The organism is Weizmannia acidilactici (assembly GCF_008974185.1).
GTDB lineage: Bacteria > Bacillota > Bacilli > Bacillales > Bacillaceae_C > Weizmannia > Weizmannia acidilactici.
In genome coordinates this window covers 86857-111558 of record NZ_BKZP01000007.1, presented here as the reverse complement: position 1 = coordinate 111558, position 24702 = coordinate 86857, and the positions used below count along the sequence as shown (strand labels likewise).

At 47.3% G+C, this 24702-nt stretch carries 26 protein-coding genes and 20 tRNA genes; 32 read left to right on the top strand and 14 right to left on the bottom strand.

Annotated elements, in window-relative coordinates:
• Positions 1-26: 26 nt before the first annotated feature.
• The 20 genes from BpJC4_RS05005 to BpJC4_RS04910 all read left to right on the top strand — a co-directional run bounded on the left by BpJC4_RS05005 (position 27) and on the right by BpJC4_RS04910 (position 1923).
• Positions 27-102: transfer RNA gene (locus BpJC4_RS05005), tRNA-Thr, on the top strand.
• A 144-nt stretch (positions 103-246) separates the two neighbouring features.
• Positions 247-322: transfer RNA gene (locus tag BpJC4_RS05000), tRNA-Lys, on the top strand.
• Positions 323-327: 5 nt separating this feature from the next.
• Positions 328-409: transfer RNA gene (locus BpJC4_RS04995), tRNA-Leu, on the top strand.
• Positions 410-415: 6 nt separating this feature from the next.
• Positions 416-490, top strand: a tRNA-Gly gene (locus tag BpJC4_RS04990).
• Positions 491-498: 8 nt separating this feature from the next.
• Positions 499-584, top strand: a tRNA-Leu gene (locus tag BpJC4_RS04985).
• Positions 585-604: 20 nt separating this feature from the next.
• Positions 605-678, top strand: a tRNA-Arg gene (locus BpJC4_RS04980).
• Between the two features lie 14 nt (positions 679-692).
• Positions 693-769, top strand: a tRNA-Pro gene (locus BpJC4_RS04975).
• A gap of 13 nt (positions 770-782) precedes the next feature.
• Positions 783-858: transfer RNA gene (locus tag BpJC4_RS04970), tRNA-Ala, on the top strand.
• A 17-nt stretch (positions 859-875) separates the two neighbouring features.
• Positions 876-949: transfer RNA gene (locus tag BpJC4_RS04965), tRNA-Met, on the top strand.
• A gap of 7 nt (positions 950-956) precedes the next feature.
• A tRNA-Ile gene (locus tag BpJC4_RS04960) sits at positions 957-1033 on the top strand.
• Positions 1034-1058: 25 nt separating this feature from the next.
• Positions 1059-1151: transfer RNA gene (locus BpJC4_RS04955), tRNA-Ser, on the top strand.
• Between the two features lie 20 nt (positions 1152-1171).
• Positions 1172-1245 (top strand) — tRNA-Met (locus BpJC4_RS04950).
• A gap of 3 nt (positions 1246-1248) precedes the next feature.
• Positions 1249-1321 (top strand) — tRNA-Asp (locus BpJC4_RS04945).
• A 10-nt stretch (positions 1322-1331) separates the two neighbouring features.
• Positions 1332-1407, top strand: a tRNA-Phe gene (locus tag BpJC4_RS04940).
• 31 nt (positions 1408-1438) lie between these two features.
• Positions 1439-1511 (top strand) — tRNA-His (locus tag BpJC4_RS04935).
• Between the two features lie 7 nt (positions 1512-1518).
• Positions 1519-1592, top strand: a tRNA-Gly gene (locus tag BpJC4_RS04930).
• Between the two features lie 4 nt (positions 1593-1596).
• Positions 1597-1670: transfer RNA gene (locus BpJC4_RS04925), tRNA-Ile, on the top strand.
• 6 nt (positions 1671-1676) lie between these two features.
• A tRNA-Asn gene (locus BpJC4_RS04920) sits at positions 1677-1751 on the top strand.
• 3 nt (positions 1752-1754) lie between these two features.
• Positions 1755-1846, top strand: a tRNA-Ser gene (locus tag BpJC4_RS04915).
• Positions 1847-1851: 5 nt separating this feature from the next.
• Positions 1852-1923, top strand: a tRNA-Glu gene (locus tag BpJC4_RS04910).
• Positions 1924-2001: 78 nt separating this feature from the next.
• Here BpJC4_RS04910 and BpJC4_RS17065 read toward each other — a convergent pair.
• The gene (locus tag BpJC4_RS17065) at positions 2002-2346 is read right to left on the bottom strand and encodes an IS3 family transposase (RefSeq protein WP_151697598.1); all 345 of its coding nucleotides are present in this window, start codon (positions 2344-2346) and stop codon (positions 2002-2004) included.
• A 115-nt stretch (positions 2347-2461) separates the two neighbouring features.
• On the bottom strand, positions 2462-3130 hold the full coding sequence (locus BpJC4_RS04900; protein WP_151679457.1) for a helix-turn-helix domain-containing protein: 669 nt from the start codon (positions 3128-3130) through the stop codon (positions 2462-2464).
• A 412-nt stretch (positions 3131-3542) separates the two neighbouring features.
• On the opposite strand from BpJC4_RS04900, the gene BpJC4_RS16890 reads away from it, so the two are divergent.
• Together BpJC4_RS16890 and BpJC4_RS04890 are read left to right on the top strand one after the other, a co-directional pair.
• On the top strand, positions 3543-3857 hold the full coding sequence (locus tag BpJC4_RS16890; protein WP_216643708.1) for a response regulator: 315 nt from the start codon (positions 3543-3545) through the stop codon (positions 3855-3857).
• Positions 3854-4234, top strand: a complete 381-nt coding sequence (locus tag BpJC4_RS04890) for a response regulator transcription factor (protein ID WP_172967438.1) — start codon at positions 3854-3856, stop codon at positions 4232-4234. The genes BpJC4_RS16890 and BpJC4_RS04890 overlap by 4 nt, the downstream gene beginning before the upstream one ends.
• On the opposite strand, the gene BpJC4_RS04885 is transcribed toward BpJC4_RS04890, so the two are convergent.
• Positions 4231-5154: a 1,4-dihydroxy-2-naphthoate polyprenyltransferase gene (locus tag BpJC4_RS04885; RefSeq protein ID WP_151697597.1), complete on the bottom strand. Its 924-nt coding sequence runs from the start codon at positions 5152-5154 to the stop codon at positions 4231-4233. The genes BpJC4_RS04890 and BpJC4_RS04885 overlap by 4 nt on opposite strands.
• A 248-nt stretch (positions 5155-5402) precedes the next feature.
• Between BpJC4_RS04885 and BpJC4_RS04880 the strand changes: the two genes are divergently transcribed.
• The 6 genes from BpJC4_RS04880 (at position 5403) to menC (ending at position 12930) form a co-directional block, all read left to right on the top strand.
• A complete protein-coding gene (locus tag BpJC4_RS04880) occupies positions 5403-6770 on the top strand; it encodes an isochorismate synthase (RefSeq protein ID WP_253724287.1) in 1368 nt (455 codons plus the stop codon).
• A gap of 1 nt (position 6771) precedes the next feature.
• Positions 6772-8517, top strand: a complete 1746-nt coding sequence (gene menD / locus BpJC4_RS04875; RefSeq protein WP_151697595.1) for a 2-succinyl-5-enolpyruvyl-6-hydroxy-3-cyclohexene-1-carboxylic-acid synthase — start codon at positions 6772-6774, stop codon at positions 8515-8517.
• A complete protein-coding gene (gene menH / locus BpJC4_RS04870; RefSeq protein ID WP_151697594.1) occupies positions 8514-9317 on the top strand; it encodes a 2-succinyl-6-hydroxy-2,4-cyclohexadiene-1-carboxylate synthase in 804 nt (267 codons plus the stop codon). Before menD ends, menH begins: the two co-directional genes overlap by 4 nt.
• Before the next feature lie 40 nt (positions 9318-9357).
• Positions 9358-10176 (top strand): 1,4-dihydroxy-2-naphthoyl-CoA synthase, encoded by an 819-nt coding sequence (gene menB / locus BpJC4_RS04865; protein WP_151679452.1) that lies wholly within the window; start codon positions 9358-9360, stop codon positions 10174-10176.
• Positions 10177-10375: 199 nt separating this feature from the next.
• Positions 10376-11830 (top strand): o-succinylbenzoate--CoA ligase, encoded by a 1455-nt coding sequence (locus BpJC4_RS04860; protein WP_151697593.1) that lies wholly within the window; start codon positions 10376-10378, stop codon positions 11828-11830.
• Positions 11827-12930, top strand: a complete 1104-nt coding sequence (gene menC, locus BpJC4_RS04855) for an o-succinylbenzoate synthase (protein WP_151679450.1) — start codon at positions 11827-11829, stop codon at positions 12928-12930. The genes BpJC4_RS04860 and menC overlap by 4 nt, the downstream gene beginning before the upstream one ends.
• Before the next feature lie 163 nt (positions 12931-13093).
• Here menC and BpJC4_RS04850 read toward each other — a convergent pair whose 3' ends face one another.
• From BpJC4_RS04850 to yidD, 4 genes are all read right to left on the bottom strand, one after another.
• Complete coding sequence (locus BpJC4_RS04850) at positions 13094-13249, bottom strand: DUF1540 domain-containing protein (RefSeq protein WP_151679449.1); 156 nt, start codon at positions 13247-13249, stop codon at positions 13094-13096.
• Positions 13250-13316: 67 nt separating this feature from the next.
• On the bottom strand, positions 13317-14171 hold the full coding sequence (locus tag BpJC4_RS04845) for a metal ABC transporter solute-binding protein, Zn/Mn family (protein WP_371862160.1): 855 nt from the start codon (positions 14169-14171) through the stop codon (positions 13317-13319).
• Positions 14172-14340: 169 nt separating this feature from the next.
• Positions 14341-14475 (bottom strand): DUF4021 domain-containing protein, encoded by a 135-nt coding sequence (locus tag BpJC4_RS04840; RefSeq protein ID WP_151679447.1) that lies wholly within the window; start codon positions 14473-14475, stop codon positions 14341-14343.
• 64 nt (positions 14476-14539) lie between these two features.
• The gene (gene yidD, locus BpJC4_RS04835) at positions 14540-14776 is read right to left on the bottom strand and encodes a membrane protein insertion efficiency factor YidD (RefSeq protein ID WP_151679446.1); all 237 of its coding nucleotides are present in this window, start codon (positions 14774-14776) and stop codon (positions 14540-14542) included.
• A 117-nt stretch (positions 14777-14893) separates the two neighbouring features.
• Between yidD and BpJC4_RS04830 the strand changes: the two genes are divergently transcribed.
• On the top strand, positions 14894-15343 hold the full coding sequence (locus BpJC4_RS04830; RefSeq protein WP_151679445.1) for a Dps family protein: 450 nt from the start codon (positions 14894-14896) through the stop codon (positions 15341-15343).
• A 127-nt stretch (positions 15344-15470) separates the two neighbouring features.
• Here the strand turns inward: BpJC4_RS04830 and BpJC4_RS04825 are convergent, their stop codons facing one another.
• Positions 15471-15719 carry a DUF6154 family protein gene (locus tag BpJC4_RS04825; protein ID WP_151679444.1) on the bottom strand — a complete coding sequence of 83 codons (249 nt, stop codon included), beginning with the start codon at positions 15717-15719 and terminating at the stop codon, positions 15471-15473.
• 169 nt (positions 15720-15888) lie between these two features.
• On the opposite strand from BpJC4_RS04825, the gene ytkD reads away from it, so the two are divergent.
• Positions 15889-16353, top strand: a complete 465-nt coding sequence (gene ytkD / locus BpJC4_RS04820) for an RNA deprotection pyrophosphohydrolase (RefSeq protein WP_151679443.1) — start codon at positions 15889-15891, stop codon at positions 16351-16353.
• A 33-nt stretch (positions 16354-16386) separates the two neighbouring features.
• On the opposite strand, the gene BpJC4_RS04815 is transcribed toward ytkD, so the two are convergent.
• Genes BpJC4_RS04815 through BpJC4_RS04805 form a run of 3 tightly spaced genes read right to left on the bottom strand, consistent with a single transcriptional unit; the run spans position 16387 to position 19008 of the window.
• Positions 16387-17193, bottom strand: a complete 807-nt coding sequence (locus BpJC4_RS04815) for an ABC transporter permease (protein WP_151679442.1) — start codon at positions 17191-17193, stop codon at positions 16387-16389.
• Positions 17180-17950 (bottom strand): ABC transporter ATP-binding protein, encoded by a 771-nt coding sequence (locus tag BpJC4_RS04810; protein ID WP_151679441.1) that lies wholly within the window; start codon positions 17948-17950, stop codon positions 17180-17182. Before BpJC4_RS04810 ends, BpJC4_RS04815 begins: the two co-directional genes overlap by 14 nt.
• 41 nt (positions 17951-17991) lie before the next feature.
• A complete protein-coding gene (locus BpJC4_RS04805) occupies positions 17992-19008 on the bottom strand; it encodes an ABC transporter substrate-binding protein (RefSeq protein WP_151679440.1) in 1017 nt (338 codons plus the stop codon).
• A 178-nt stretch (positions 19009-19186) separates the two neighbouring features.
• Here BpJC4_RS04805 and BpJC4_RS04800 point away from each other — a divergent pair, with 178 nt between their 5' ends.
• Together BpJC4_RS04800 and BpJC4_RS16065 are read left to right on the top strand one after the other, a co-directional pair.
• Positions 19187-20515, top strand: a complete 1329-nt coding sequence (locus BpJC4_RS04800; RefSeq protein ID WP_151679439.1) for a GntT/GntP/DsdX family permease — start codon at positions 19187-19189, stop codon at positions 20513-20515.
• A 401-nt stretch (positions 20516-20916) separates the two neighbouring features.
• Positions 20917-21060, top strand: a complete 144-nt coding sequence (locus tag BpJC4_RS16065; protein ID WP_172967439.1) for a hypothetical protein — start codon at positions 20917-20919, stop codon at positions 21058-21060.
• Between the two features lie 8 nt (positions 21061-21068).
• Here the strand turns inward: BpJC4_RS16065 and BpJC4_RS04795 are convergent, their stop codons facing one another.
• The 3 genes from BpJC4_RS04795 to BpJC4_RS04785 are packed head-to-tail and all read right to left on the bottom strand — an operon-like array spanning position 21069 to position 24698.
• Positions 21069-21545 carry a (2Fe-2S)-binding protein gene (locus BpJC4_RS04795; RefSeq protein WP_253693334.1) on the bottom strand — a complete coding sequence of 159 codons (477 nt, stop codon included), beginning with the start codon at positions 21543-21545 and terminating at the stop codon, positions 21069-21071.
• A gap of 5 nt (positions 21546-21550) precedes the next feature.
• Positions 21551-22384 (bottom strand): FAD binding domain-containing protein, encoded by an 834-nt coding sequence (locus BpJC4_RS04790; RefSeq protein ID WP_151679438.1) that lies wholly within the window; start codon positions 22382-22384, stop codon positions 21551-21553.
• Positions 22371-24698: a xanthine dehydrogenase family protein molybdopterin-binding subunit gene (locus BpJC4_RS04785; protein WP_172968345.1), complete on the bottom strand. Its 2328-nt coding sequence runs from the start codon at positions 24696-24698 to the stop codon at positions 22371-22373. The genes BpJC4_RS04790 and BpJC4_RS04785 overlap by 14 nt, the downstream gene beginning before the upstream one ends.
• Between the last annotated feature and the right edge of the window lie 4 nt (positions 24699-24702).

Here is a 24702-nt window from a genome sequence, read left to right as displayed (position 1 = left end):
CTATTTTTATATGCGAGTGCGAGACTGCCGGTCTAGCTCAATTGGTAGAGCAACTGACTTGTAATCAGTAGGTTGGGGGTTCAAGTCCTCTGGCCGGCACCATATTTGATGTAAAAAAGTAGAATTGGCTATGTACATATTTAACCTGATATAGTATAATCTTTTTTGTGACAAGCATGGTTTGTTGTTAAAAAAGAGATAGTGCAGGGTTAAATGTTATTTTAGGAAAATATGGCGGGCAAAAATGAGCCATTAGCTCAGTCGGTAGAGCATCTGACTTTTAATCAGAGGGTCGCAGGTTCGAATCCTGCATGGCTCACCATTTCCGCGGGTGTGGCGGAATAGGCAGACGCACCAGACTTAGGATCTGGCGCCGTAAGGCGTGGGGGTTCGACTCCCTTCACCCGCACTGTTTGCGGAAGTAGTTCAGTGGTAGAACACCACCTTGCCAAGGTGGGGGTCGCGGGTTCGAATCCCGTCTTCCGCTCCATATATCCCGCCGGGGTGGCGGAATAGGCAGACGCACAGGACTTAAAATCCTGCGGTAGGTGACTACCGTACCGGTTCGACTCCGGTCCTCGGCATCATTAACATTATAAAATATGCGCCCATAGCTCAATTGGATAGAGCGTTTGACTACGGATCAAAAGGTTAGGGGTTCGACTCCTCTTGGGCGCGTTTTAATTTCCTTCCGGGAAGTAGCTCAGCTTGGTAGAGCACGTGGTTTGGGACCATGGGGTCGCAGGTTCGAATCCTGTCTTCCCGACCATGATGACAAAAAAGGGGCCTTAGCTCAGCTGGGAGAGCGCCTGCTTTGCACGCAGGAGGTCAGCGGTTCGATCCCGCTAGGCTCCACCAAATATAGATTGGATAATGGCGGCGTAGCTCAGCTGGCTAGAGCGTACGGTTCATACCCGTGAGGTCGGGGGTTCGATCCCCTCCGCCGCTATGTTTCCGGACCTTTAGCTCAGCTGGTTAGAGCAGACGGCTCATAACCGTCCGGTCGTAGGTTCGAGTCCTACAAGGTCCACCATTTATATTTTTTTTGAATTCGTTACGGAGGAATACCCAAGTCCGGCTGAAGGGATCGGTCTTGAAAACCGACAGGCGGGTTACACCGCGCGGGGGTTCGAATCCCTCTTCCTCCGCCATATCATTGTTATCTTATTATCGCGGGGTGGAGCAGTCTGGTAGCTCGTCGGGCTCATAACCCGAAGGTCGCAGGTTCAAATCCTGCCCCCGCAATTTGGTCCCGTAGTGTAGCGGTTATCACGCCTGCCTGTCACGCAGGAGATCGCGGGTTCGATTCCCGTCGGGACCGCTTCATTTTTGGCTCGGTAGCTCAGTCGGTAGAGCAAAGGACTGAAAATCCTTGTGTCGGCGGTTCGATTCCGTCCCGAGCCACCATTTAGATATAATTTAAAATTACATGCGTATGGCGGTTGTGGCGAAGTGGTTAACGCACCGGATTGTGGCTCCGGCATTCATGGGTTCGATTCCCATCATCCGCCCTTTCATGCGGGTGTAGTTTAGTGGTAAAACCACAGCCTTCCAAGCTGTTGTCGTGGGTTCGATTCCCATCACCCGCTCCATTACGGGCCTATAGCTCAGCTGGTTAGAGCGCACGCCTGATAAGCGTGAGGTCGATGGTTCAAGTCCATTTAGGCCCATTCCATTCCGCAGTAGCTCAGTGGTAGAGCAATCGGCTGTTAACCGATTGGTCGTAGGTTCGAATCCTACCTGCGGAGCCATATGGAGAAGTACTCAAGTGGCTGAAGAGGCGCCCCTGCTAAGGGTGTAGGTCGCGATTAGCGGCGCGAGGGTTCAAATCCCTCCTTCTCCGCCATTCATGGCCCGTTGGTCAAGCGGTTAAGACACCGCCCTTTCACGGCGGTAACACGGGTTCGAATCCCGTACGGGTCATATTAGAAAATAGGGCTGTTTCAGTATTAATCTGAACTGCCCCCTGTCAAGTGGACAGTAGAAATAATAAAAAAATATCTAAACGGCTTTAGCTCTATATTCCATGAGGCTAAGGCCGTTTAGTCTTTTTTGATACCTTTCATAATTATAAAAATGGACGTACTCATCAATCGCAAGAGATAATTCTTCAAATGTCTGATACTTATGTAAATATTTCCTCTTTTTTCGAATAACAAATTGTATACCGGCAACTTTCATCAGTCTGTAAATACGTTTGTGATTGAAGAGCTGACCAAGCTTTCGATTTATATTCAAAGCCGTTCGACGGTAACCATAGATGCCGTCCACTTTCTCATGGAGAACTTTCATCTCTTTTTTGATTTCTTTATTCTGAAGTTCTCGGGAGGAAGACGAACGTTTCAACCACTTATAGTAAGCAGCTCGTGAAATACCTGCGATTTCACATAATAAGATAATGCTTCGGTGCTCTTTCTCATGAAGTTCCCGGATACATACTTGTCTTCAAATAGGATTTGGTTTATTTTCGCCTCCTTTCGATTTCCTCTAACTTTTTTAAAAATAGATTCTCCGCACGTAAGCGTTCATTTTCTCTTTCTAACTTTTTCATCTCCCGTTTCATTTTCTTTTCTGGAGATAACTCTGCTTCTTCTTTTTTTCTTCCTCGTTTGTCTTTAAGCGCTTCTTCCCCACCATTTCCATACTTCTTCACCCATTGATATACTGGTTGATAAGAAACTTCATAAGTCTCTGCTGTTTTTTTATAGTCTTTTCCGTTCCTCAAACAATCAAGCACAATTTGTATCCGTTCATTCCAAGTCGTTTTTCTTCCTTTAGTCATAGAGCTTGTCTTTCCTTTCGACGTATCCTTTAATTCTCTATGGCTATTATACTCCTTAATCCATCGTTGAAGTACTGATCTACTTGAAATACCATATTTCCTAACAATCTCGTACTGTGAGAATTCACCAGATAAATAATCTTTTACAGCTGCTTCCTGAAGTTCTTTGGTATAACCTTTCCAAGTATTAGCACGTTCTAAACCCGCTTTTCCAAATTCCTTCAACCATTGTCTTAAAGAATATTTAGTAATTTTATACCTTTTACAAAGCTCTTGAATGGTACATTCTCGATTTTCATATGCAAGTAAAACTTCAAGCTTGAACTCTGTAGTATATTGCTTATACATAGAAAAACTCCCCTAAGGTAAAACAGATTTTTTATTTTTAATCTGTCTACCTTAAGGGGAGCATATCAAACTGAGACAGTCCTTTTTTAAGATTTTATAAAGACATTTTGTTTTCTTTTTCTTGGTGAATACCAGCTCCCTTCCAAAATTATTCAAACTGTCCTTCAAAAATCCGATGAAACCCGTCACCCCGGTGCACTGTCTCCCATAGATGGCTCATATACACAGCAGCGAATTGCCTTAGAAACCAAGAGCTGATTCCCTTTGATTCGCCAAAGCCTCCGCTTTAGGCTCAACCTGTGTGCGTTCTTCGTATTAAGAACATTCAGATGTTTTGCGGAAAAGGAATTCGTCATCGAGGTCCTGTTTTAACGCTCGATTAGTTCCAGTACCAGACAGAGATAAAGGGAGTTTGGAATGGGAAGAGTATTTGTTTACGGATGACGCCGTATTCATGCGGATGCAATTGAGAGACATGATTACAAAAGCCGTGTATGAAGTAAAAAACGAACAGACTGCGGTTGAAAAGTATGCGAAGCTGAATCCGGACCTTGTTACGATGGCGGGGGATTCCCTTATTCATTGCAGCGGCATCCAGCCTGTTTTTCGCTTAATCAATGATTTTACAGACGGAAAAATGGGCATCAGCCAACTTCTTTCAAAACTATTTGACCTTCTGCTTGGAAATATAGAAAGTTCTTGGTTATGCGGGGAAAATCGAAGATGAAGCGTATCAAATCCAAAAAACGAATATGCCTGCGCTGCTGGGAGAAACATTTTATATCGGCGAAGGTATTTTGGGGCAGGCGATGGCTTTGGAGAAAGAAACGGTTTGGCAGCATATCCGGATTTCCGTTAACGCCGAGGGAAAAAGATGTGCTTTATTTGGTGCTTGAACGCTGCAATAACCAGGAAGTTGGGGATTATTTGAATATCAGCGTCAATACGGTGAAGAACCACATCCCAAACATTTACAGAAAATCGGACCGCGTCCAGGCGATTGCGAAAGTCTACCGGACAAAGTACGGGCAGGTAGCTATAAAAACGGCGGGAGTATGCCAACAGCATGATCCCCGCCGCTTTTTTTGTTTTGATGGTATTTAGAAAAAGTGGTCGACTAAAAAGCTGATGGACAAAAGCAGCCCGAAAATGGTATTCGTTTGTGCCGTCGCTTTCATGGCAGGCAGCATTTGGATCGGTTCGCTTTTTCCGATAAATCCTTTAATGGCACGGACCGGTTTCGGCGCGCTGACAAGCACGAGCAGCACCCACGGGGTCACAACGCCGAATAAGACGAGCCCGACCATCCACAGGTAGGAAAGGGCAAACATCACGGCTAAAAGGATGATGGCGCCTTTCCGCCCGAGCAGGATCGCAATCGTTTTTCTGCCGTTTGCTTTGTCGCCGTCCAAATCGCGGATGTTATTGGACAGCATGATCGCACCGATTAGAATCATAATCGGAATCGAGACAAATACAATCGGCCATGTAATCGTTTTTGTCTGAATAAAAAATGATAGTAATATAATAATGACACCCATGAAAAAGCCTGAAATCAGTTCACCGAGCGGGGTGGATGAAATCGGGAAAGGCCCTGCCGTATAAAGATACGCAACAAGCATGCAGACAGACCCGATAAGTGCAATCCACCAGGAGCTTTCTGCGCAAATATAGGCGCCGAACAAAATGGCCGCGCCAAAAAACGCAAGTGCTAAATGCAGCACGGTTTTTGGCTTTACGCCGTTTCTGACGATCGCCCCACCGATCCCGACGGAATGCTCATTGTCGAGACCACGCTTAAAATCGTAATATTCATTAAACATATTGGCCGCAGCCTGAATTAAAAGTGTTGCCACCATCATAGCCGCAAACAGCATCAGATCTATGCGGGTTTTGCCCAAAGCCAGCACTGTACCAAGGATCACGGGCACAAATCCGGCCGTTAATGTATGGGGACGCGTCAATTGCCACCAAATCCGCCAGCCTTTATCAGGGTGGATTGCCGGAGAAGATTGCGCATTCATCATCTTTCTCTCCTTTATCTTTCTATCAAAAAATATATGACAAAATTAGTACATTTAAAGTTTAGGTAAATAATCATAAAGTGTCAATGTATTTGTAACAGAATCTTATTTTAAGCCGTTTTGCTGAATTCGGTTGACGGATTCTATATAATAGAGAAGGATATGTTCACAAAAATGTAATGTTTCTGCTCCGGAATACTGGAATAGATGGATTGGCCTTAAGTATGATTTTGTTTGGAGGAGATCTTTTGGCTAAAAATAACTCATATATATTAAAGGAGAAAAATCCGCCGGTCCAAAAACTGTACAGCAAGGTGGTGAACTGCCAAGCGGTGCCCGGACCATTTCAATTATTTAATGCGGGCGCTCATCTCTTTTACGGAAACCGGTTTTATTGGCAGGATCCACAGCGTGAAATTGTATTTATCGGATTCGGCGATGTGCGCACCTTTCGCGTCACGGAAGCGGACGGTTTTGCGCAGATTGAAAAAGAATGGAATGAACTGGCGGGACGGATGGAAATTGATCAGGAAATCCAGGAAATGGGGACAGGCCCGCTTCTTTTCGGCGGTTTTGCGTTTGATCAGACGCTCGGAAAACGGGAATGGGCAGCATTCGGGCAGGGGATATTCCGCATTCCGCAAATTCTTTTTACCTTTAAAAAAGATGCGGTCTACCTCACCGTAAATGCAATTTCAAATGGACAGGACCTGCCAGGCGGCATGCGGGGAGCGGAAGAAACCGCACGCAGGCTTTTAACAAAAAGTCCTCGTGATCCGGCTCTTCCGAAAGTAAAATATGTGCGGGAAATCAGCGCGGCAAAATGGAAAGAAAGTGTCGCGAATGCGGTAAGACTCATTCAAAAAGGTGAAATGGATAAAGTCGTGCTCGCAAGAAAAATGGAGATGGCTTATGACGGTGCCGTGAACACTGATGCTGTGCTTTTAGCTTTGTCCGAACAGCAGCATGAAAGCTATTTGTTTGTGCTGGAAGAGGAAAATGAAAGTTTTGTGGGGGCCTCGCCGGAAAGACTGATCAGGAAAACGGACCGTGAAATTTTATCGACTTGCCTGGCCGGTTCGATCAAACGGGGCCGGGATGAAGCAGAAGATCTGAAATTGGGCGGAATGCTGCTTTCAGATAAGAAAAATTTAAACGAACACCGTTTTGTCGTTTCTATGATCCAAAATGTGCTCGCACCTTTTTGCAGCGAACTCATTGTGCCGGATGCGCCGGTATTGATGAAAATGCGCGATATCCAGCATTTGTACACGCCGGTAACGGGCACGGTTAAAGATAAAGAAACGACAATTTTTAAATTGGCAAAAGCGTTGCACCCGACGCCTGCCCTCGGGGGAATCCCGCGGAAATGCGCCTTGGAAGCAATCCGCCGCCTGGAAAAAATGGATCGGGGGCTTTACGGGGCGCCGCTCGGTTGGGTGGATTACAGGGGCAATGGCGAGTTTTGCGTTGGTATCCGGTCAGGGCTTTTGAAAGAGGACCACGCTTACCTCTATGCCGGCTGCGGCGTGGTCGCAGATTCAGTACCGGAAGAAGAGTATAAAGAAACGGGTGTCAAATTTACCCCGATGCTGCGTGCTTTAGGAGGAAAATAGAGTGGAACACCAGGAAATCATGACAACGTATTTGGCAACTTTTATCAGGCAGCTGTCCGCGATGGGCGTCCGCCATGCCGTGGTCAGCCCTGGATCGCGGTCCACGCCGATTGCGATGCTGCTTGCGGAACATCCCAATTTTCAAATTTATATCGATATTGATGAGCGGTCGGCGGCTTTTTTTGCGCTCGGCATGGCAAAAGAAATGCGGAAACCGGTCGTGCTCCTCTGTACATCGGGAACCGCCGCCGCCAACTATTTCCCGGCTGTTGCGGAGGCAAATATTTCGCGGGTGCCGCTGATTGTACTGACGGCAGACCGGCCGCATGAACTGCGCAATGTCGGCGCACCGCAGGCCATTGACCAGATCCGGCTGTACGGTCCGCATGCCAAATGGTTTGAGGAAATGCCACTGCCGGAAGCGGGGGGAGAAGTGCTGCAATTTGTACGGCAAACGGCAACCAGGGCGGTTGTAACGGCGGTGCAGCAGCCGGCAGGGCCCGTACATCTGAATTTCCCGCTTCGGGAACCTTTGGTGCCGGTTTTGGATCCTCCCCCTTTTGCCTGTAAGGAAGAAAACCAGGCAATTGGAAGCGCGATTGGAAAACTTGAGCTTGGAGGCGGCGAGATTCAAAAAATTGCCGCAGCCATCCGTCCTAAAGAACGGGGGCTGATTATTTGCGGAACGATCGATGAACCCGGGTTTCCTGAAGCGGTCCTCACGCTCAGCGAGAAAACCGGCTATCCGATTTTGGCAGATCCGCTGTCGCAGCTGCGGAGCGGAAAGCACGGGAAAGAACGGATCATTGAAAATTATGATTCCTTGTTAAAAGATCCAAAATGGGCGGGCTACCTTGCACCGGATGTTGTAATCCGCTTTGGGGCGATGCCGGTTTCAAAATCGCTGACGCTTCTTTTGAAAAAATTGGAAACAGTCGACCATTTTGTCGTGGATGGCGGAAACGGCTGGCGCGATCCGGTCAAACGCGGGACAACCGCCGTTTACTGTGATGAAATCGCTTTTTGCAATAAATTGGCATCTGCTGTTTCGATGGATTCCCATTCCTCATGGTTCACGATGTGGCACACGTTGAACGAACGGGCCCGGAGTATTGTGGAAATTGCGATGGAGACGGAAAAAGGGCTCGATGAAGGAAAAACGGTAACGGAACTTGCCAAACTTTTGCCGGATGGCAGCACGCTTTTTGTCGGCAATAGCATGCCGATCCGCGATGTTGACACATTTTTCCAGGTGAACAGCAAAAATATCCGGATTTTGGCCAACCGGGGAGCGAACGGTATTGACGGTGTTGTATCCAGTGCGGCGGGTGTAAGCGCAAGTGCCGGCAAAGCGTATTTGTTGATCGGCGACTTGTCTTTTTTTCATGATTTAAACGGCTTGCTGATGGCAAAAATGCACAAGCTCAATCTTTGTGTCATTTTAATCAATAATAATGGCGGCGGGATCTTCTCGTTTTTGCCGCAATCAAACGAGCCGAAAAACTTTGAAAGGCTGTTCGGTACTCCGACCGGCCTTGAGTTTGAATATGCGGTAAAGATGTACGACGGGCGCTATGTAAAGCCGCGTGATTGGAAGGAATTCCGCGGGGCGCTTTCCGGTTACGAAAACGGGCTGCAAGTCATCGAAGTACAGACGGACCGCGCCAAAAACGTCGAAAACCACCGGAGAATGTGGATGCAAGTTTCCCGGGAAATGGAAACTTATTTTCAAGGTGAAAATCAATGAAAATCAATGGCTTGGAATATCATGTGGAAACGGCCGGCAAGGGCGAGCCGCTGCTGCTTTTGCATGGTTTTACAGGAAATGGGGATATCTGGAAAGAAATAGCGACTTTGCTGCAGGATGAGTTCCGCTGTATTTTCGTCGACATTATTGGGCACGGCAAAACAGCCAAACCGGATGATGCAGGGCGTTATGCGATTCAAAAAGCGGCAGCGGATCTGCGTGCTGTTTTGGAACAATTTGGAATCGCCCAGGCCTCCGTTCTTGGCTATTCTATGGGTGGGCGGCTGGCGCTCACATTCGCGGTGCTGTATCCGCAAATGGTGAAAAAACTTGTGCTGGAGAGCGCGTCCCCCGGCTTAAAAACAGAGGCGGAACGGGCGGCGCGCAGAAAGCAGGATGAGCAGCTGGCGGACCGGATTTTATCGGAAGGGATCGAAGCGTTTGTAGATTATTGGACAAATATTCCGCTGTTTGAATCGCAGAAAAAGCTTGCGGCTGATGTCCGGGAGAAAATCCGTACGCAACGCCTGGAAAATGACCCGGTTGGATTGGCAAACAGCCTGCGCGGTATGGGAACAGGAGCCCAGCCGTCATGGTGGGATTGCCTCCAGAAACTTGACTTTCCTGTATTGCTTGCTGCCGGCGAAGGGGATCCGAAATTTTGCCGGATTGCCGAAGAAATGAAAGCGAGGATGCCGCATGCGAAAAAAATTATTTTTTCGCATTGCGGCCATGCAATTCATGCGGAAGATCCGCGAAAGTTTGGTACAATGGTAAAGGGATTTTTAAAAAATTGTTGATAAATTGTCAAAGAATGTACGTATAAAGGAGGAACACTTCATGGCAGTCGAATGGAAAACGGAACATGAGTATGAAGATATTTTATACGAATCTTACAACGGCATTGCCAAGATTACGATTAACCGTCCCCATGTGCGCAATGCTTTCCGCCCTGAAACGGTAAATGAAATGTATGACGCTTTTACGAGGGCGCGCGATGACTCCAAAATTGGCGTCATTATTTTGACGGGAATGGGGGACAAGGCATTCTGCTCCGGCGGCGACCAAAAAGTGCGCGGCAACGGCGGCTATGTCGGAAAAGACAATATTCCGCGTTTGAACGTGCTGGATCTTCAGCGTTTAATCCGCGTCATCCCGAAACCGGTCATCGCAATGGTTGCCGGCTATGCGATCGGGGGCGGCCATGTGCTGCATGTTGTCTGCGATTTGACAATTGCGGCGGACAATGCGATCTTCGGGCAAACCGGACCGAAAGTCGGCAGCTTCGACGGCGGTTACGGCGCCGGTTACTTGGCAAGAATCGTCGGTCACAAAAAAGCGCGCGAAATCTGGTACCTGTGCCGCCAGTACAATGCGCAGGAAGCATTGGAAATGGGGCTCGTCAATGCGGTTGTGCCGCTTGAAAAACTTGAAGAAGAAACGATCAAATGGGCGGAAGAAATCCTTGAGAAAAGCCCGATGGCGATCCGCTTCTTAAAGGCCGCGTTCAACGCTGATACGGACGGGCTTGCCGGCTTGCAGCAATTTGCGGGGGATGCGACGCTCTTGTATTACACAACGGATGAAGCGAAAGAAGGCCGCGACGCGTTCAAGGAAAAACGCAAACCGGACTTTGGCCAATTCCCGCGTTTCCCGTGATCGAAAAATGGGCTGTCTCTGATTGAGGCAGCCTAAATTCTTATCAATGTTTTTTAATCAGCAGGGAGAAAGAATATATAAGCGGCAGTTTTTGGGGCAATTGTCTTTTTGAAGGAATACTGAAGACTGTGTCATGAAAGGCGACTTCCTTTAACAAGCTGCTTTTTTCAAAATGAACGATTTCAATTCAGGTGATCATATGTTACCCAATTTTTTAAAACAACGGGCATACTTGACGCCGAACCGTACGGCGCTTGTGTTTAAAGATGGAATACTCACTTTTGTCGAGTTATACAAGCAGGTGAAAGAAACGGCACAAAAACTGGCTGGTCGCGGTATGCAGCCGGAAGATACAGCTGCCGTCTTATTAAAAAACCGCCCGCAAACAGTAGTCATCCTCCATGCCCTGCAGCAGCTGCGCGTACGCACGCTTTTTCTCAATCACCGTTTGACAACAGTTGAGATGCAGTACCAGTTGCAGGACAGCGGAGCAAAATGGCTGATTACGGAAAAAGATTTTCAGGAAAAATCGGTTGTGCTAAAAGAGAAAGTGCAGGTCATTCAACGAGAAACGCTTGCTGCTTTGCCTTCTGCCGATTACGAAGAAGCAGCAGAGTTTACACTCGATGATGTCTGCTCGATCATGTACACGTCCGGAACGACCGGCAAGCCAAAGGGCGTGCTGCAGACTTACGGCAACCACTGGTGGAGCGCAGCCGGATCTGCGCTGAATCTCGGCTTGAGGGAGGAAGATGTATGGCTGTGCGCAGTGCCGCTTTTTCATATCAGCGGTTTTTCTATCCTCATGCGTTCCGTTTTTTACGGCATGCCGGTCTATTTAATGGAAAAATTTAATGAAAAAGAGGCCGTCAAACTGCTGCAATCGGGCTGCATTACGATCATGTCGGTTGTGGCCAACACATTGCAGCGGATTTTAAACGAACTTGGGGAAAAATCGCTTCATCCGAACGTGCGCTGTATGCTCCTCGGCGGGGGGCCGGCGCCGCGCCCGCTTCTTGAGGCTTGCGCCGAAAAGCAAATTTCTGTATTCCAATCATATGGCATGACCGAAACGTCCTCCCAAATCGTGACACTTGCGCCGGAAGACAGCCTGCGGAAAATCGGATCCGCAGGAAAACCATTGTTTCCTGCACAGATTCACATTGTTTCTGAAGGCAGGGAATGCAAGCCGTTTGAGCATGGGGAAATTGCTGTCAAAGGGCCGAATGTCACGATCGGATATTTGAACCGCCCGGATGCCAACGAAAAAAGCTTCCGAGATGGCTGGTTTTTTACCGGCGATATCGGCTATCTCGATGACGAAGGCTTTTTATATGTAATGGACAGGCGGTCGGATCTGATTATTTCCGGCGGGGAAAATATTTACCCGGCCGAGGTTGAGGAAGTGCTCCTGGCCCATCCGGATATATTGGAAGCCGGCGTCGTAGGGATGGAAGACGAAAAATGGGGCCAGGTGCCGGCGGCTTTTATTGTCACAAAAAAAGAAGTTTTAGAAAGCGAACTCCAGGCATTTTGTGAAGTACGCCTTGCGAAATACAAAATCCCGAAAAAATTTTTTACCGTATCGGACTTGCCGCGCAATGCATCCAATAAATTGATGCGCAGAAAACTTTTGGAGTGGCTGCCGTCATGATGAAAATTGAGAGGGTCCAGTTATCGGTCATAAAAATGGCGCTCAAATCCCCGTTTGAAAATGCACTTGAAAAAGTGGTGGAACGGGAAGCGATCATGCTTGAAGTAACGGACAAAGACGGTGTGACCGGATACGGGGAAGCCATCGCTTTTTCGACGCCGTGGTATACGGAAGAGACAGTACGGACGTGTTTCCATATACTGAAAGACGTCCTGATCCCGCTACTCATGAAAAAGCCAATCTTTCACCCGAAAGAAGTGAGTGAACGTTTCCGTGCAGTCCGGCGCAACCATATGGCAAAAGCCGGGATTGAAACAGCCATTTGGGATCTGTATGCAAAAAAGAAAGGCATTCCGCTATGGAAACTGATCGGCGGCACGCGGGAAACGGTGGCTGCCGGCGTTGCGGTCGGCAGCCATGATACAGCGGAAGCACTGCGGCAAATCGAATCATTTCTTGGCGATGGCTATGAAAGAGTCAAAGTAAAAATCAAGCCCGGCCATGATGAATCGTTCATCCGTGAGATCCGCCGCAACTTTCCAGATTTGGCGCTTATGGCGGATGCGAATTCCGCTTATACATTGGAAGATTTGCCCCAGCTTGAGAAACTGGACCGGTACGGGCTTATGATGATTGAACAGCCGCTTGCCGCCGATGATATTGTGGATCATGCCTTATTGCAAAAACAGTTGAAAACGCCGGTTTGCCTTGATGAAAGCATCGTGACGTACCATGATGCGGAAAGCGCGCTCCGCCTCGGCAGTTTCAGGGTGCTCAATATTAAAATCGGCCGGGTCGGCGGTTTGTGGCCGGCCATCCGGCTTCATGATCTTTGTGCGGCCCGAGGCATTCCGGTTTGGTGCGGCGGGATGATTGAATTCGGCATTTCGCGCGCCTTTAACCTTGCGCTCGCTTCTTTGCCGGGTTTCACTATTCCGGGCGATATCTCTGCTTCAAGCCGTTTTTGGGAAAAAGATATTATTGTTCCCGAAATCAAGGTAGAAAATGGAAAAATTCAGCTTTCGAATGAATCGGGAATCGGATTCGGGTTGAACCAGGCGTATATGGAAAAAGTCCGGATATACAAGGAAGTATTTTGAAAGAAAAAAACTGCTGTATCTTTATCTGCAGCAGTTTTTTGTTGGGCTTTCAGATGAGCAGGCTAGATTTGCCAAATGTCGACTCAAACTTAGAGATCAGCGTCGCCAAAAATATACGGGCAACAGAAAAAGCGCCTATCAAATGATAAGCGCCTTTTCCCGATCAATAAATCGACTCGAACGTTTTACAGTCTGTTTCGTACTGGTTTTCAGCCTGCTTCCCTGTATGGCTGACAATATAGATTGCTTCTGCAGAACAGAGATTCCCTTCCTGCCAAAATACGCAGTTTTTCACTTCGCATAAGACGTCTTTTGCCATGCTGCACCCCCCTTTAAGCATGTGGTACAAGCATTAGTTTCCGCAATCCGCCGCAAAAGATGCCCGCTTATTGCAAAGCTTTTTCCAATGCCTTTAGGTTGTCATTCACTAAAGTAAAATAATCTTTATGTTCTTTGATTTCTTTATTCGTCCGTACGCCGAGGTGGTGGATATAAACCGGTTTTGTATTCGTCTCCTGCTGCACGACATCTGCGATTTTAGAAGGAACATTTTTCTCAAAAACGATATAGGAAAGATGGTCTTGTTTTACTTTTTGGATGACCTTCTCCAATTGCTGTTGCGACGGTTCGTCCGACGTTGACAGCCCGGCGATCGGAATTTGCTTGATGCCGTAGCGTTTTACCCAATATCCGTAAGCTGCGTGCGAGACGACAATTTCTTTATTTCTTGATTTTTGGACGGCAGCTTTGTATTCGGCGTTTACTTTGTCGAGCTTTTGGGCCAGTTGTTTGTAGTTCTTTTCAAAATACGCTTTTTGTTTCGGCATTTTTTTCGACAGCTGTTCCGCGATCATGTCGGCCATCTGCTTCACATAGACAGGGTCGAGCCAGACATGGGGATCCACATTCGGGCTGTTTTTCTCCGGAACATTGAGGCGGTCCCCAAGCGCCATCATTTTGACATTCTGCCCCTGTAAAACTTGTTTTGCCTTATCCGCAAATCCTTCAAGCCCGAGGCCGATGTAGAAGAAAAAGTCGGAATCGGCAAGTTTTAAAATATCCTTCTGCGATGGTTCGTACGTATGTTCATCGGTGCCCGGTGGATAAATCGTTTGGACCGTGACATATTTCCCGCCAATTTGCTGTGTGACATATTCCAAAGGATACACGGTGGTGTAGACGGAAATTTTATTTTCCGGTTTACTTGGCTGCCCATTCGAACATGCTGAAAGGACGACCATCGTAAAGGCAAGCAGTATCAAAGAAATTTTTCTCAAAACGGATATTCCTTTCTTGTAAAAATTTAATTAGGAATGATTACGATTTACTCACAAAAAATATAATACTAAAAGCCGGCACGCATGGCAAGAAAAAAATAAGGGGCAGTATCTGTCTGCCCCCATTGCCTGTTTACTCGCTGCTTTTGTCTGCTTCTTCAGTTTCCAGCATGCCGTAAGATCCGTTCATGGCCAGCTCGTCGATATCCGCGCCAAAGTCGTTTTGGCTGTTGCTGTTTTTCTTCTGCTGCTCTTTATTTTCTTTCATAAAAAAGCACCTCCATCTGTACCGTTTTCAGAAAAAGAAAAACGTATGCAGCGGAGGCGTACATCTAATGTTTTTTGACAGGCCACTGTTCTGGAACGGGATCGTACCCGCCGGCATGAAACGGGTGGCACTTTAGAATTCTTCTTACGGTCAGATACCCGCCGCGGATTGCCCCGAACCGTTTAATGGCTTCCAGGCCGTAATTCGAACAGGTCGGCTGGAAACGGCAGTTTGGCGGCGTCAGGGGGGAAATCACCAGTTGATAAAAACGGATCAATTTAATCAAAATGAACTTCAGCATCGATCTGCCCCTTTCCTGCGTTTATTGTAGCATGTTTTAAAAAAAGATGCGCAACATATGTTTAGGCGTTTGAAGGCCCGGCAAAAGGGTACAAACTAAGCAGGAGGTAGATTGAACATGGCTGAAAACGATCAATTGCTGGAATTATTGAATAAGCAAGTGGCAAACTGGACAGTGCTTTATACAAAATTGCACAATTACCATTGGTATGTGAAAGGGCCGCAATTTTTAAGCCTCCATGCCAAATTTGAAGAATTATACGATCTTGCGAATGAATACATCGATGAATTGGCCGAACGTCTGCTGGCGTTAAACGGCAATCCGGTTGCAACATTGAAAGAGAGCCTGGCAACTGCATCAGTGCAGGAAGCAAGCGGCCGGGAAAGCACGGAAGAAATGGTGCAGGCCGTTGCCAATGATTTTGCAATGATTGCAAAAGAACTGGAAGAAGCGATCGGGCTTGCAAGCAATGCAGGCGATGACGCAACAGCCGACATGTTTATCGGCATCCAGGAAACATTGGATAAAAACATTTGGATGCTCAATGCGTTTTTGGGAAGACGTTAAGCGTTTGTCGGCCGGCGTTCGGTATTTTGAAAGGCAGGATTCGCCGGCCGGGCAACCGGGGCCTGGATTCCACAGGTGCCCTCATTATAGAAAAAATGCTGCTCCGGTGCGCCGAAACAGCATTTTTTCATTGCAAATATTTCGTTGACGGATAGGCGTCAAAGCCGGCGTAATCCGCAAACTTATCTTTTAAACTCTCCAATATGTATAACTCGATAAAATGTTCCAGTTCGGCGGTGCTCATCTCGTTGACGATCCCGAGCAGGTCTTTCCGGTTGTAGTTTTCGATGACGGCTGCTGTGATGGCGCCCAAATCTTCTTCGTCCCCTGTCAGCCGGTCCCGGTACAGTTCAAACAACTCATCGACTAACCTCATGGCATTTTCCTCCTTTATCCAGTTCTTATTTACTAGCCCTAAAAATATGCTTTTAAACATTGTATGGTTATGTTCACGAGATGTACAGCGAAAAATGTATGCGATTTCAATAATATTTTCGCCAATTTTTGCGCCTGTTTGCCGTATAATGTAAAATAGGAGGGATCGTATGTGCCAGTTTACGGACCTGAACGGCAATACTGTTACATTAAAATTTGAGAAAAAAGCATTTCCGGTTGAACCGCAGCATGTCCTTGTGATTGCGAAATATAGCGGGAGCTGGCTGTTGACCTACCATTCGGAAAGGGGGCTCGAATTCCCGGGCGGCAAAAGGGAAGCTGGCGAAACGATTGAAGAAGCGGCCTTACGCGAATTATATGAAGAAACCGGCGGCGTTTCGAAAAAGCTGGAATACATCGGCGAATATATGGTGGAAGACCGGAAGAACGGCCCGTTTGCCAAAGCGCTTTTTTATGCCGAAATCAGTCGGATAGACAAAAAGGATAATTATTTGGAAACAAAGGGGCCTGTCCTCGTGGAAGGGGATCTTCGTGAAAAATTGCAGTCACCTGCATTCAGTTTTTTAATGAAAGACGGGGTTGTAGAAAAAGTGATTGTGCGCCTGGAAAAATAAAAATCCGGCGCGTTTTTTGCGCACCGGAACAGCCTATCTGTCTTTCATTAATTTTTTCTCAAGCAAGTCGACAAGCTGATACATGATGGTTGCGACAATTGCGATCATGATCATTGAAAGCATCACAAGCGTAAAATTGAACACCTGGAAACCGTAAATGATCATATAGCCGAGCCCCTGTGAGGAGACTAAATACTCACCGACAATGACTCCGACCCATGCGAGCCCGACATTTACTTTTAACGTTGAAATCATGACTGGGACAGATGCCGGCAAAACCGCTTCACGGAACACCTGCATCCGGGTGGCGCCGAACGAACGCAGCACTTTGATGTAGTTCGGGTCGACATCGCGGAACGCCGTATAAATCACGATGGTCGTGACGATGACGGAGATGATAATCCCCATCGAAATAATGGATGAAAACCCCGGGCCCATGCTGACGATCAAAATCGGACCGAGCGCCACTTTCGGCATCGCGTTAAAAACAACGAGGTACGGGTCAAGAATTTTCGATAATAACGGCGACCACCAGAGAATGGCGGCCAGCACGGCGCCGAGCAGCGTGCCGAGAATAAAGCCCATGATCGTTTCAAACACGGTGATCCCCAAATGGATGTAAAGCGAGCCATCTTCAATTTTTCCCACAAATAGCGCCCACACTTTTGACGGCGAGCTGAAAATGAGCGGGTCGATCCAGTGGCGGCGGCTCGCAATTTCCCATAAACAGAAAAATACGATTAAAATCAACAGCTGGAAAAAACGGACTCGGCGTTTTTCTTTACGGATGGCGGCGAGATAGTCTTCGTGCAGGAGCGGAACATTTTTAACTGTTTTCAAGGGACTCCAGCTCCTTCCAAATTTCGTTGAAAAGAATGGAATAGGATTCTTTGCTGCGGGCTTCAAACGGGCGGATGCGGCGCAGATCTTCCGGGACCTCAAAAATTTTATGCAGCCGCCCGGGCTTTGCCGCAAACAGGAGAATCCGGTCGCTCATCGAAATCGCCTCGCCGATGTCGTGCGTGACGAGCACGGCTGTTTTGTGGAATTGCTTCAACGTTTTAAAGACCAAATCTTCAAGCTTTAACTTTGTTTGGAAATCGAGTGCGGAAAACGGTTCGTCAAGCAGCAGGATTTTCGGGTTGACGGCAAGCGTCCTTACCAATGCGGCCCGCTGCCGCATCCCGCCGGACAATTGCCGCGGGAATTGTTTTTCAACGCCATGCAGGCCGATGTCATGCAAAAGTTGAAGGGCGTTTTTTCTTGATTCTGCGTTGAGCTGTTTTTTCATTTTTAGCCCGAGAAATATGTTTTCTTCAATCGTTTTCCACGGGAATAAATAATCCTGCTGGAGCATATATCCGATCGACGACGCTTTTAGATCAGGCGCTTTACCGTCGATCCGCACCTCCCCTTCTGTCGGCTGCAACAGCCCCGAGATAATCGAAAGCATTGTCGTTTTTCCGCAGCCGCTCGGGCCAAGTAAAGATACAAATTCCCCTTCCCGGATGCTGAACGAAATATTTTCAAGCGCCTTTGTTGCCTGTTTAGCCGTGAAATAAGTATGGTTGACATTTTGGACGATCAAAAAACTCATGGCTGCAGCCTGCCGGATGGGCAGGGCACGCCCCCTTTCCATTATTTTGCAGCTTTTTTCACAATCGTTGTATTGACGAGTTTGCTGTAAGGCACTGTTTGGCCGAGTTCGCCGGCTTCTTTCATAATCTCCTGGATTGTGCTCCAGCCCGATTTGCTTAAAATCATGTCATCACTAAAAGAGCCCTGGCTGCGGTACCGTTCAATAGAGGAAGCAAGAATATCCGTTTTGGTGTCTTTAAAATAAGGCTGTACTGTTTTGGCGACGACTTCCGGATCGGTTTTCCGCACCCATTTGCCGGCTTTTAACAAGGCGCGCACAAATTTCACCGCGCTTGTTTCATTTTCCTTTAAATAGCTTTGTTTGGCCATGAACGTCGTGTACGGCACTTCGCCGGACTCTTTGCCGAATGAAGCGACAATATAGCCTTTTCCTTCTTTTTCCATCACTGTTGCATTCGGTTCAAACAATTGGACAAAATCCCCCGTCCCGGACGCATAGGCATTGGCGATGTTCGCAAAGTCGATATTTTGGATCAGCTTTGTGTCTTTGTGCGGGTCAATGTCGTGCTTTTTCAACACATACTCGCCGACCATCTGCGGCATCCCGCCTTTACGCTGGCCGAGGAAAGTGGAGCCTTTCAGCATATTCCAAGAGAAATGGTCAATTTTTTTGCGCGAAACAAGGAATGTGCCGTCCGTTGCGGTGAGTTGCGCAAAATTAATGACCGGATCGGCTGCCTGCTGTTTGTAAACGTAAATGGACGTTTCCGATCCGACAAGCGCAATATCTGTCCCGCCGGAAAGCAGGGCTGTCATCGTTTTGTCGCCGCCCCAGGTGGTTGTTAACTTGATATCAAGTCCTTCCTCTTTGAAATAGCCTTTTGCAAGCGCAACATAAAGTGGCGTGTAAAAGACGGAGCGCGTCACTTCGGCAACCCGTACATTTTGCAATGCTTTCTTTTTCGTTCCTGAACTGCCAGCGCCGCATGCGCCTAAGCTGAATGCAAGTATAGCAGTCATCAGCAACGTAAAGCCGATTTTCAACCATCTAACCATCGGGGAACCTCCTCATAATTGGGCTTTTTTCTTACAGCCTATGCCAGGGGGAGTGATTGTGTGAATGCCTAATGTTTAAAAATTTTTTACAGTAAAACTTGATTATTAAAAAATTTTTTCATATAATAAAAGTATCGCTGAAAGTGCTTTCATTTTGCGTCGAAAAGGGGTTGACATCATGGATGCTTATTTGCTGTTGATTACATTTTTGGCAATCGTCATCGTTATATTAGGAGTTTCATGGTTTAAGTGGCATGCGTTTATCAGTTTACTTGTTGCCAGCATGTTTCTTGCGATTTTTTCAGGAATGTCTTTGGATAAAATTGTTACCGCTTACGAAACCGGTGTCGGCGGTGTCCTTGGGCATTTGGTCGGAATTTTGGCGCTCGGCACAATTCTTGGCGAGATGCTTTCAAAATCCGGTGCAGGGATCCAGATCGCCAATTATTTCATAAAAATGTTCGGCGAAAAGAAACTGCCGTGGGCGATGTTTTTCTCCGGCTTTATTATCGGCATACCGGTCTTCTTTGAAGTCGGGATTTTGATTTTGCTGCCGCTTGTCATATCGATCCAAAAAGCGTCTAAACAAAATATTTTGCTGATCGCTTTGCCGGCCATTGCGGGATTATCAATCGTGCACGGCATTGTCCCGCCGCACCCGGGCGCAATTGCGGCAATCGGCATTTACAACGCTAATCTCGGAAAAGTATTGCTGTATTCTTTGATCATTGCCATTCCGGCCGGGATTTTAGGCGGGCCCCTGTTTGCCAAATGGGTGAATAAACGCGTTACTCCGGAAGGCGAACCGAAATTGATCCAGGTGGAAGATGTGTCGCAGTCGAAAATGCCAAGCGCAGGCATTTCTTTCTTGACGATTTTAATGCCGGTGATTTTGATGGTGCTCGGAACGGCTGCACCTTACCTGCGTGTGCCGAAACTCGTTGAAAAAATTTTCGCGTTTATCGGAAGCCCGCTCATTGCACTTTTGCTCTCATGCTTTTTTGCCTATTATTTCTTGGGTTTTCGGCAGGGGATGGACCGGAAGCTGGTTAAAAAATTTACGGAAGAATGCCTGCTGCCGGTCGGGTCGATCATTTTGATCATCGGTGCCGGCGGGGGATTTAAACAGATTTTGATTGATAGCGGCGTCGGTGACGTGATCGCAAGAATGGCCGGGCATTTGTCCCTGTCCCCGCTTGTTCTCGCTTTCCTGATCGCCGCCCTGATCCGGATTGCGACAGGTTCGGCAACGGTTGCCTTGACGACAGCAGCCGGGATTATCTCGCCTGTCATCGCCCATACAACAAGCATCAACCTCGAACTGCTTGTCATTGCAACCGGTGCGGGCTCGCTGATTTTCTCGCATGTCAATGATGCAGGGTTCTGGATGGTAAAAGAATACCTTGGTTTATCGATTAAAGAAACATTCAAAACATGGACCGTGCTCGAGACAATCCTTTCGCTTGCCGGATTTGCCGGGGCGTTGATTTTGAATATGTTCCTTTGACGGCAGCAGCCGGGCATCCATATTTAAGGAGCGCCCGGCTGTTTTTCTTTTTAAAAAGTTGACGGCTTTGTTTTTGAGGTTGTATAACAAACCACTACCGACTAGTATTCGATAACGCTTTTGAAAGTCCGCTTATGGTAAGGGAGATGGGCATGGCGCATTTGTTAAAGGAAAAATCGATGAAATTTGCGTTCAAACTGGCTCATGGGCTGGGCAGGGCTTACTGAAAGCAGAAAATACTGGTCGGCCAGTCCCCTCGTTAAAAGACATCCTCCTCGAACAGGAGCGTGATCCAAACGCTGATGGTGGAAACCGAAGATTATCTCGAAGGAGCGCCCGGCTGTTATGATGAAGGCTCGGGCGCCCGCCGGCCATGAACGAACAGATCATAAAAATTAATTATGGAAAACTTGCACCCGGCCCATATTTTTGAAGACATTCTCCCTGCCCTGCGCGAAAATGGCATCACGGAAACGAAAACCGAAAAAATGCTCGGCACCAATGCGGTTGGGCTTTATGGCGGCGAGCCGGTGAAGGTGGGGTAGTTTTGACTTTAAGATAGGGGGTACAAGCCATTACGTTTTTTCATTGCCGCTTTTACCGCCTTTTCAATCTCCTTGTATCCTGTACACCGGCATATATTGGATTCAAGCCAGTTTTGTATGACTTCGGCTGTTGCATCAGGATGAGTTTCAATGAGTGCATGGCAATTCATAATGAATCCGGGTGTACAGTATCCGCACTGGAAGGCAAAGTTTTCAATAAATGCTTGCTGGATCGGGGTATTTTTCAATCCTTCAATGGTTGTGATCCGCTTTCCGACTGCCTCGGCACCCAACATTAAACATGACTTCATCGGACGGCCGTCAACCATCACCGTGCAAGCCCCGCAGTCCCCGTTCAAACATCCGGGTTTAGCACCTGTTAAACCTAAATGTTCTCTTATCACATCGAGCAGGATGTCAGAAGATCGGATCGTGACTGCTTTTTTTTCGCCATTTACATCCAACATGGCAGAAATCAAAGCCATGGGTTTCACTCCTCTCCCAAACCCGTTAAAATATCCGCCAAAGTATTTTTTAAAACAAATATCCGATACCCGGAAGAACCTTCAACATCATTTAATACAGGCGCCGGCACATGGCGGATGGCTTCTTGAACTTTTTCTTTTAAGGTTAAGCGCCCATTGTTTAATGCTTTTTCCATCTCAAATGCACGAAACGGATAAGGGGTTAAGCCGCTGATGGCCACTCTGATTTGATTCCCGGTTTTTAAGGCGGCAACTGTAATCAAGGGATAGCCGGTATTCCATTGCCTGCGCCTTTTGATGCTCATATGCGGCGCCCGGATAAATTCCTGCTGGGTACTCACTTGAACGAAAAATACCCCTTCATCGAGGTGCAAATGTTGCTGAAAAACTTGATGAATCGACAACACTTTGTCGCCGTACGGCCCGGCAACCATGATGAGGCTGTCGGCTAATAAAAAAGGCAGTACGGCTTCCCGGTAAAAAATTTGGCCGCAAATATTACCGCCTAACGTGATCTTCGTACGGGCTGTATGGTCTGCGATTTCGCGTACGGTTTTTGACAGCAATGGAAATGATCCTTCTTCTTCAATTTCAGCTAAAGAAAGGCCCCCGCCGAGGATAAGGCTGTCCTCAGTTGAAAAACGGACTTTGTATTCCGGTATTTCCTTTAGGTCAATTACAGCGTCCGTATACAATACATTTAATCTTCCAAGTGTAATCACTTCTGTTCCGCCGGAAAAATATTTTGGTGATTTTCCTTGATTTTTTAGCCATTGATAGAGAAAGACAGCTTCTTGAAGAGATTTTGGGCGGTAATAGTCAAATTCAAATGGTATCATTGGCTGCTTCTTCCTTTGCCCGCCAGATGTATTCCGGTGTTAGCGGCAGGCTGTACAGGGATACGCCGGCAGCACGAGATAAAGCATTTCCAAGCGCAGCCGGCATTCCTAAAATCCCATGTTCGCCAACCCCCCGCAAACCATATGGTGCTTCCAAATGCGGCGTTTCGATAAAATCAACCAGATACTCGGGATTTTCCCCGTAATAGATCGGCCGGTAAGTTCGCAGCTGCGGATTCAATACCCTTCCGAATGAATCGAAAATAAACGTTTCCCGCCCGCCGTACGCAAGCCCCATGCTCATTGCCCCCATCACTTGCCCTTTTGCTGTTTTTTCGTTTAATACTTTCCCGATATCGACAACTGTACAGGCTTTGATTATTTTATATGTGTAATCTCTGCGGTCAAATTCCACTTCCACAACAGACGCGCATACCGTCCATTCGGGTCCGGGCCTGCCTCTGCCGGTCTCCCGGTCCAGATACGTCATGCCGCGCAAAATATAGTTCCCTCTGCCGATAATCTGGCCGCCGATGGCATTTCCATTTGGATACACATAGCCGTATACAATATCTTTAAAATGGAGGCCGGTTCGGGGGTTGCTTCTTAGGAATACACGGGAGTCCGCAACGGCTAAATCTTCCGGTGTGCATCTTAAGACAGCGGAAGCAATTTCCTTCATTTGCCTTTCCGCATCATCAGCCGCTTCCATCAATGCTCTTCCCGCCATAAAAGTCCCCTGGCTTGCAACAGTTTTCCAATGTTCCGGGGTTGTCTGCGTATCTACCTTCATCCGGACATGGATTTGATGGATATCCATTTGGAAACGTTCGGCGAGCATTTGTGCCAGCATCGTTTTTGTGGCTGTTCCGATTTCAATGACGCCGGAAATAATATTGACACTGCCATCAGAATTAAAAGTTAAAACGACGCCGGAACTTGCATTTGAATCAATCGTCGATGTTTTCCATCCGCAGCTTGCGCCTTTTACACGTACGTAACGTTCATCAATTTCTGTAATCTGCCCTTCTTCCCAATTCGCTAATTCTTTTACACGGCCAATGCATTTCCTCAAATTTCCGACCGTACTTTCATTCAGTTGAACTTGGGTGGGCGTTGTGTGGCCAGGGAGAATGGCGTTTAAATAACGCAAATCAAACGGGTCCATCTGCAGTTTTTGCACCAATATGTCCATTGTCCGTTCAAATGCAAATAAAAGTTCGGAATGGCTGAATCCTCGGAAGGGTGCGGGGTATGGATGATTGGTATACATACAGTAAGAATTGCATCGAATGTTTTCAATATTGTACGGGCCTGTACAGTCAACTGCTGCAGCTCTGCTTAAGTCAATGGATTTATCGGCATAGGCGCCGCCATCAAATAAAAAAGTCATTTCAGCAGCTGTTAATTTCCCATCACGGGTGGCGCCTAGCTTTACTTTTGCATCCAGTCCGATATGCCCCGGCGCACTTACCATATCTTCTTCGCGGGAATAAAAGAGTTTCACAGGTTTCCCACCAACAGCCTTTGAGGCGAGATAAGCCAGCAGTTCTGTATGCACCGAAGCTTTTCCTCCGTAAGCGCCTCCGACAAGCGGCGTATTGACGATGATTTTTCCTGGATTTTCGTGAATATAACGGCCGATTAATTTTTTTACCATAAAAGGGGATTGGGAGGTGGTTGAAATGATCACCGTGCCGTCGGATTTTATTTCGACAGTTGAACAGCGTGTCTCCATTGCAGCGTGGTCGGAGGGTTTAATAGAAAAAGAGGCTTCTACAATCACCTCACTTTCACGCCATCCTTTTTCCATATTCCCTTTGCGGATTTTCTGGAGGTTTGCAATATTAGTTCCGGGTATTGGATAAACCATGTGCGATTTTTCATAGCTTCCCAGTTTTTCATGTACAAGCGGCGCATCTTGACGTAAGGCTTCTGTAGGGGAATGGACAACCGGCAATGGTTGATATGCGATTTTAATCAAGTTTGCCGCTTTTTTTGCAATCAAAAGGTTATCTGCTACAACGACTGCAACGACTTCCCCACAATGCCTGACTTTATCGAATGCAATCGGGGGCCGGTCCCGGATCTCTTCACCGGTTAAAGGAAGACCTTCCCCGGTAATGATTGCCCTTACCCCCGGTATCTTTTTTGCTTCTTTCATATCTATTTTCCGGATTTTTGCATGGCCGAACGGGCTTATAACTGTTGCAGCATGTAAGCCGTTATAGGATTGGTCATGGATGTATTTGGCTTCGCCTGTAACTTTTTCCAAAGCATCTTTCCGTATCATGCTTTTTCCTAAGAGAGTCAACCCA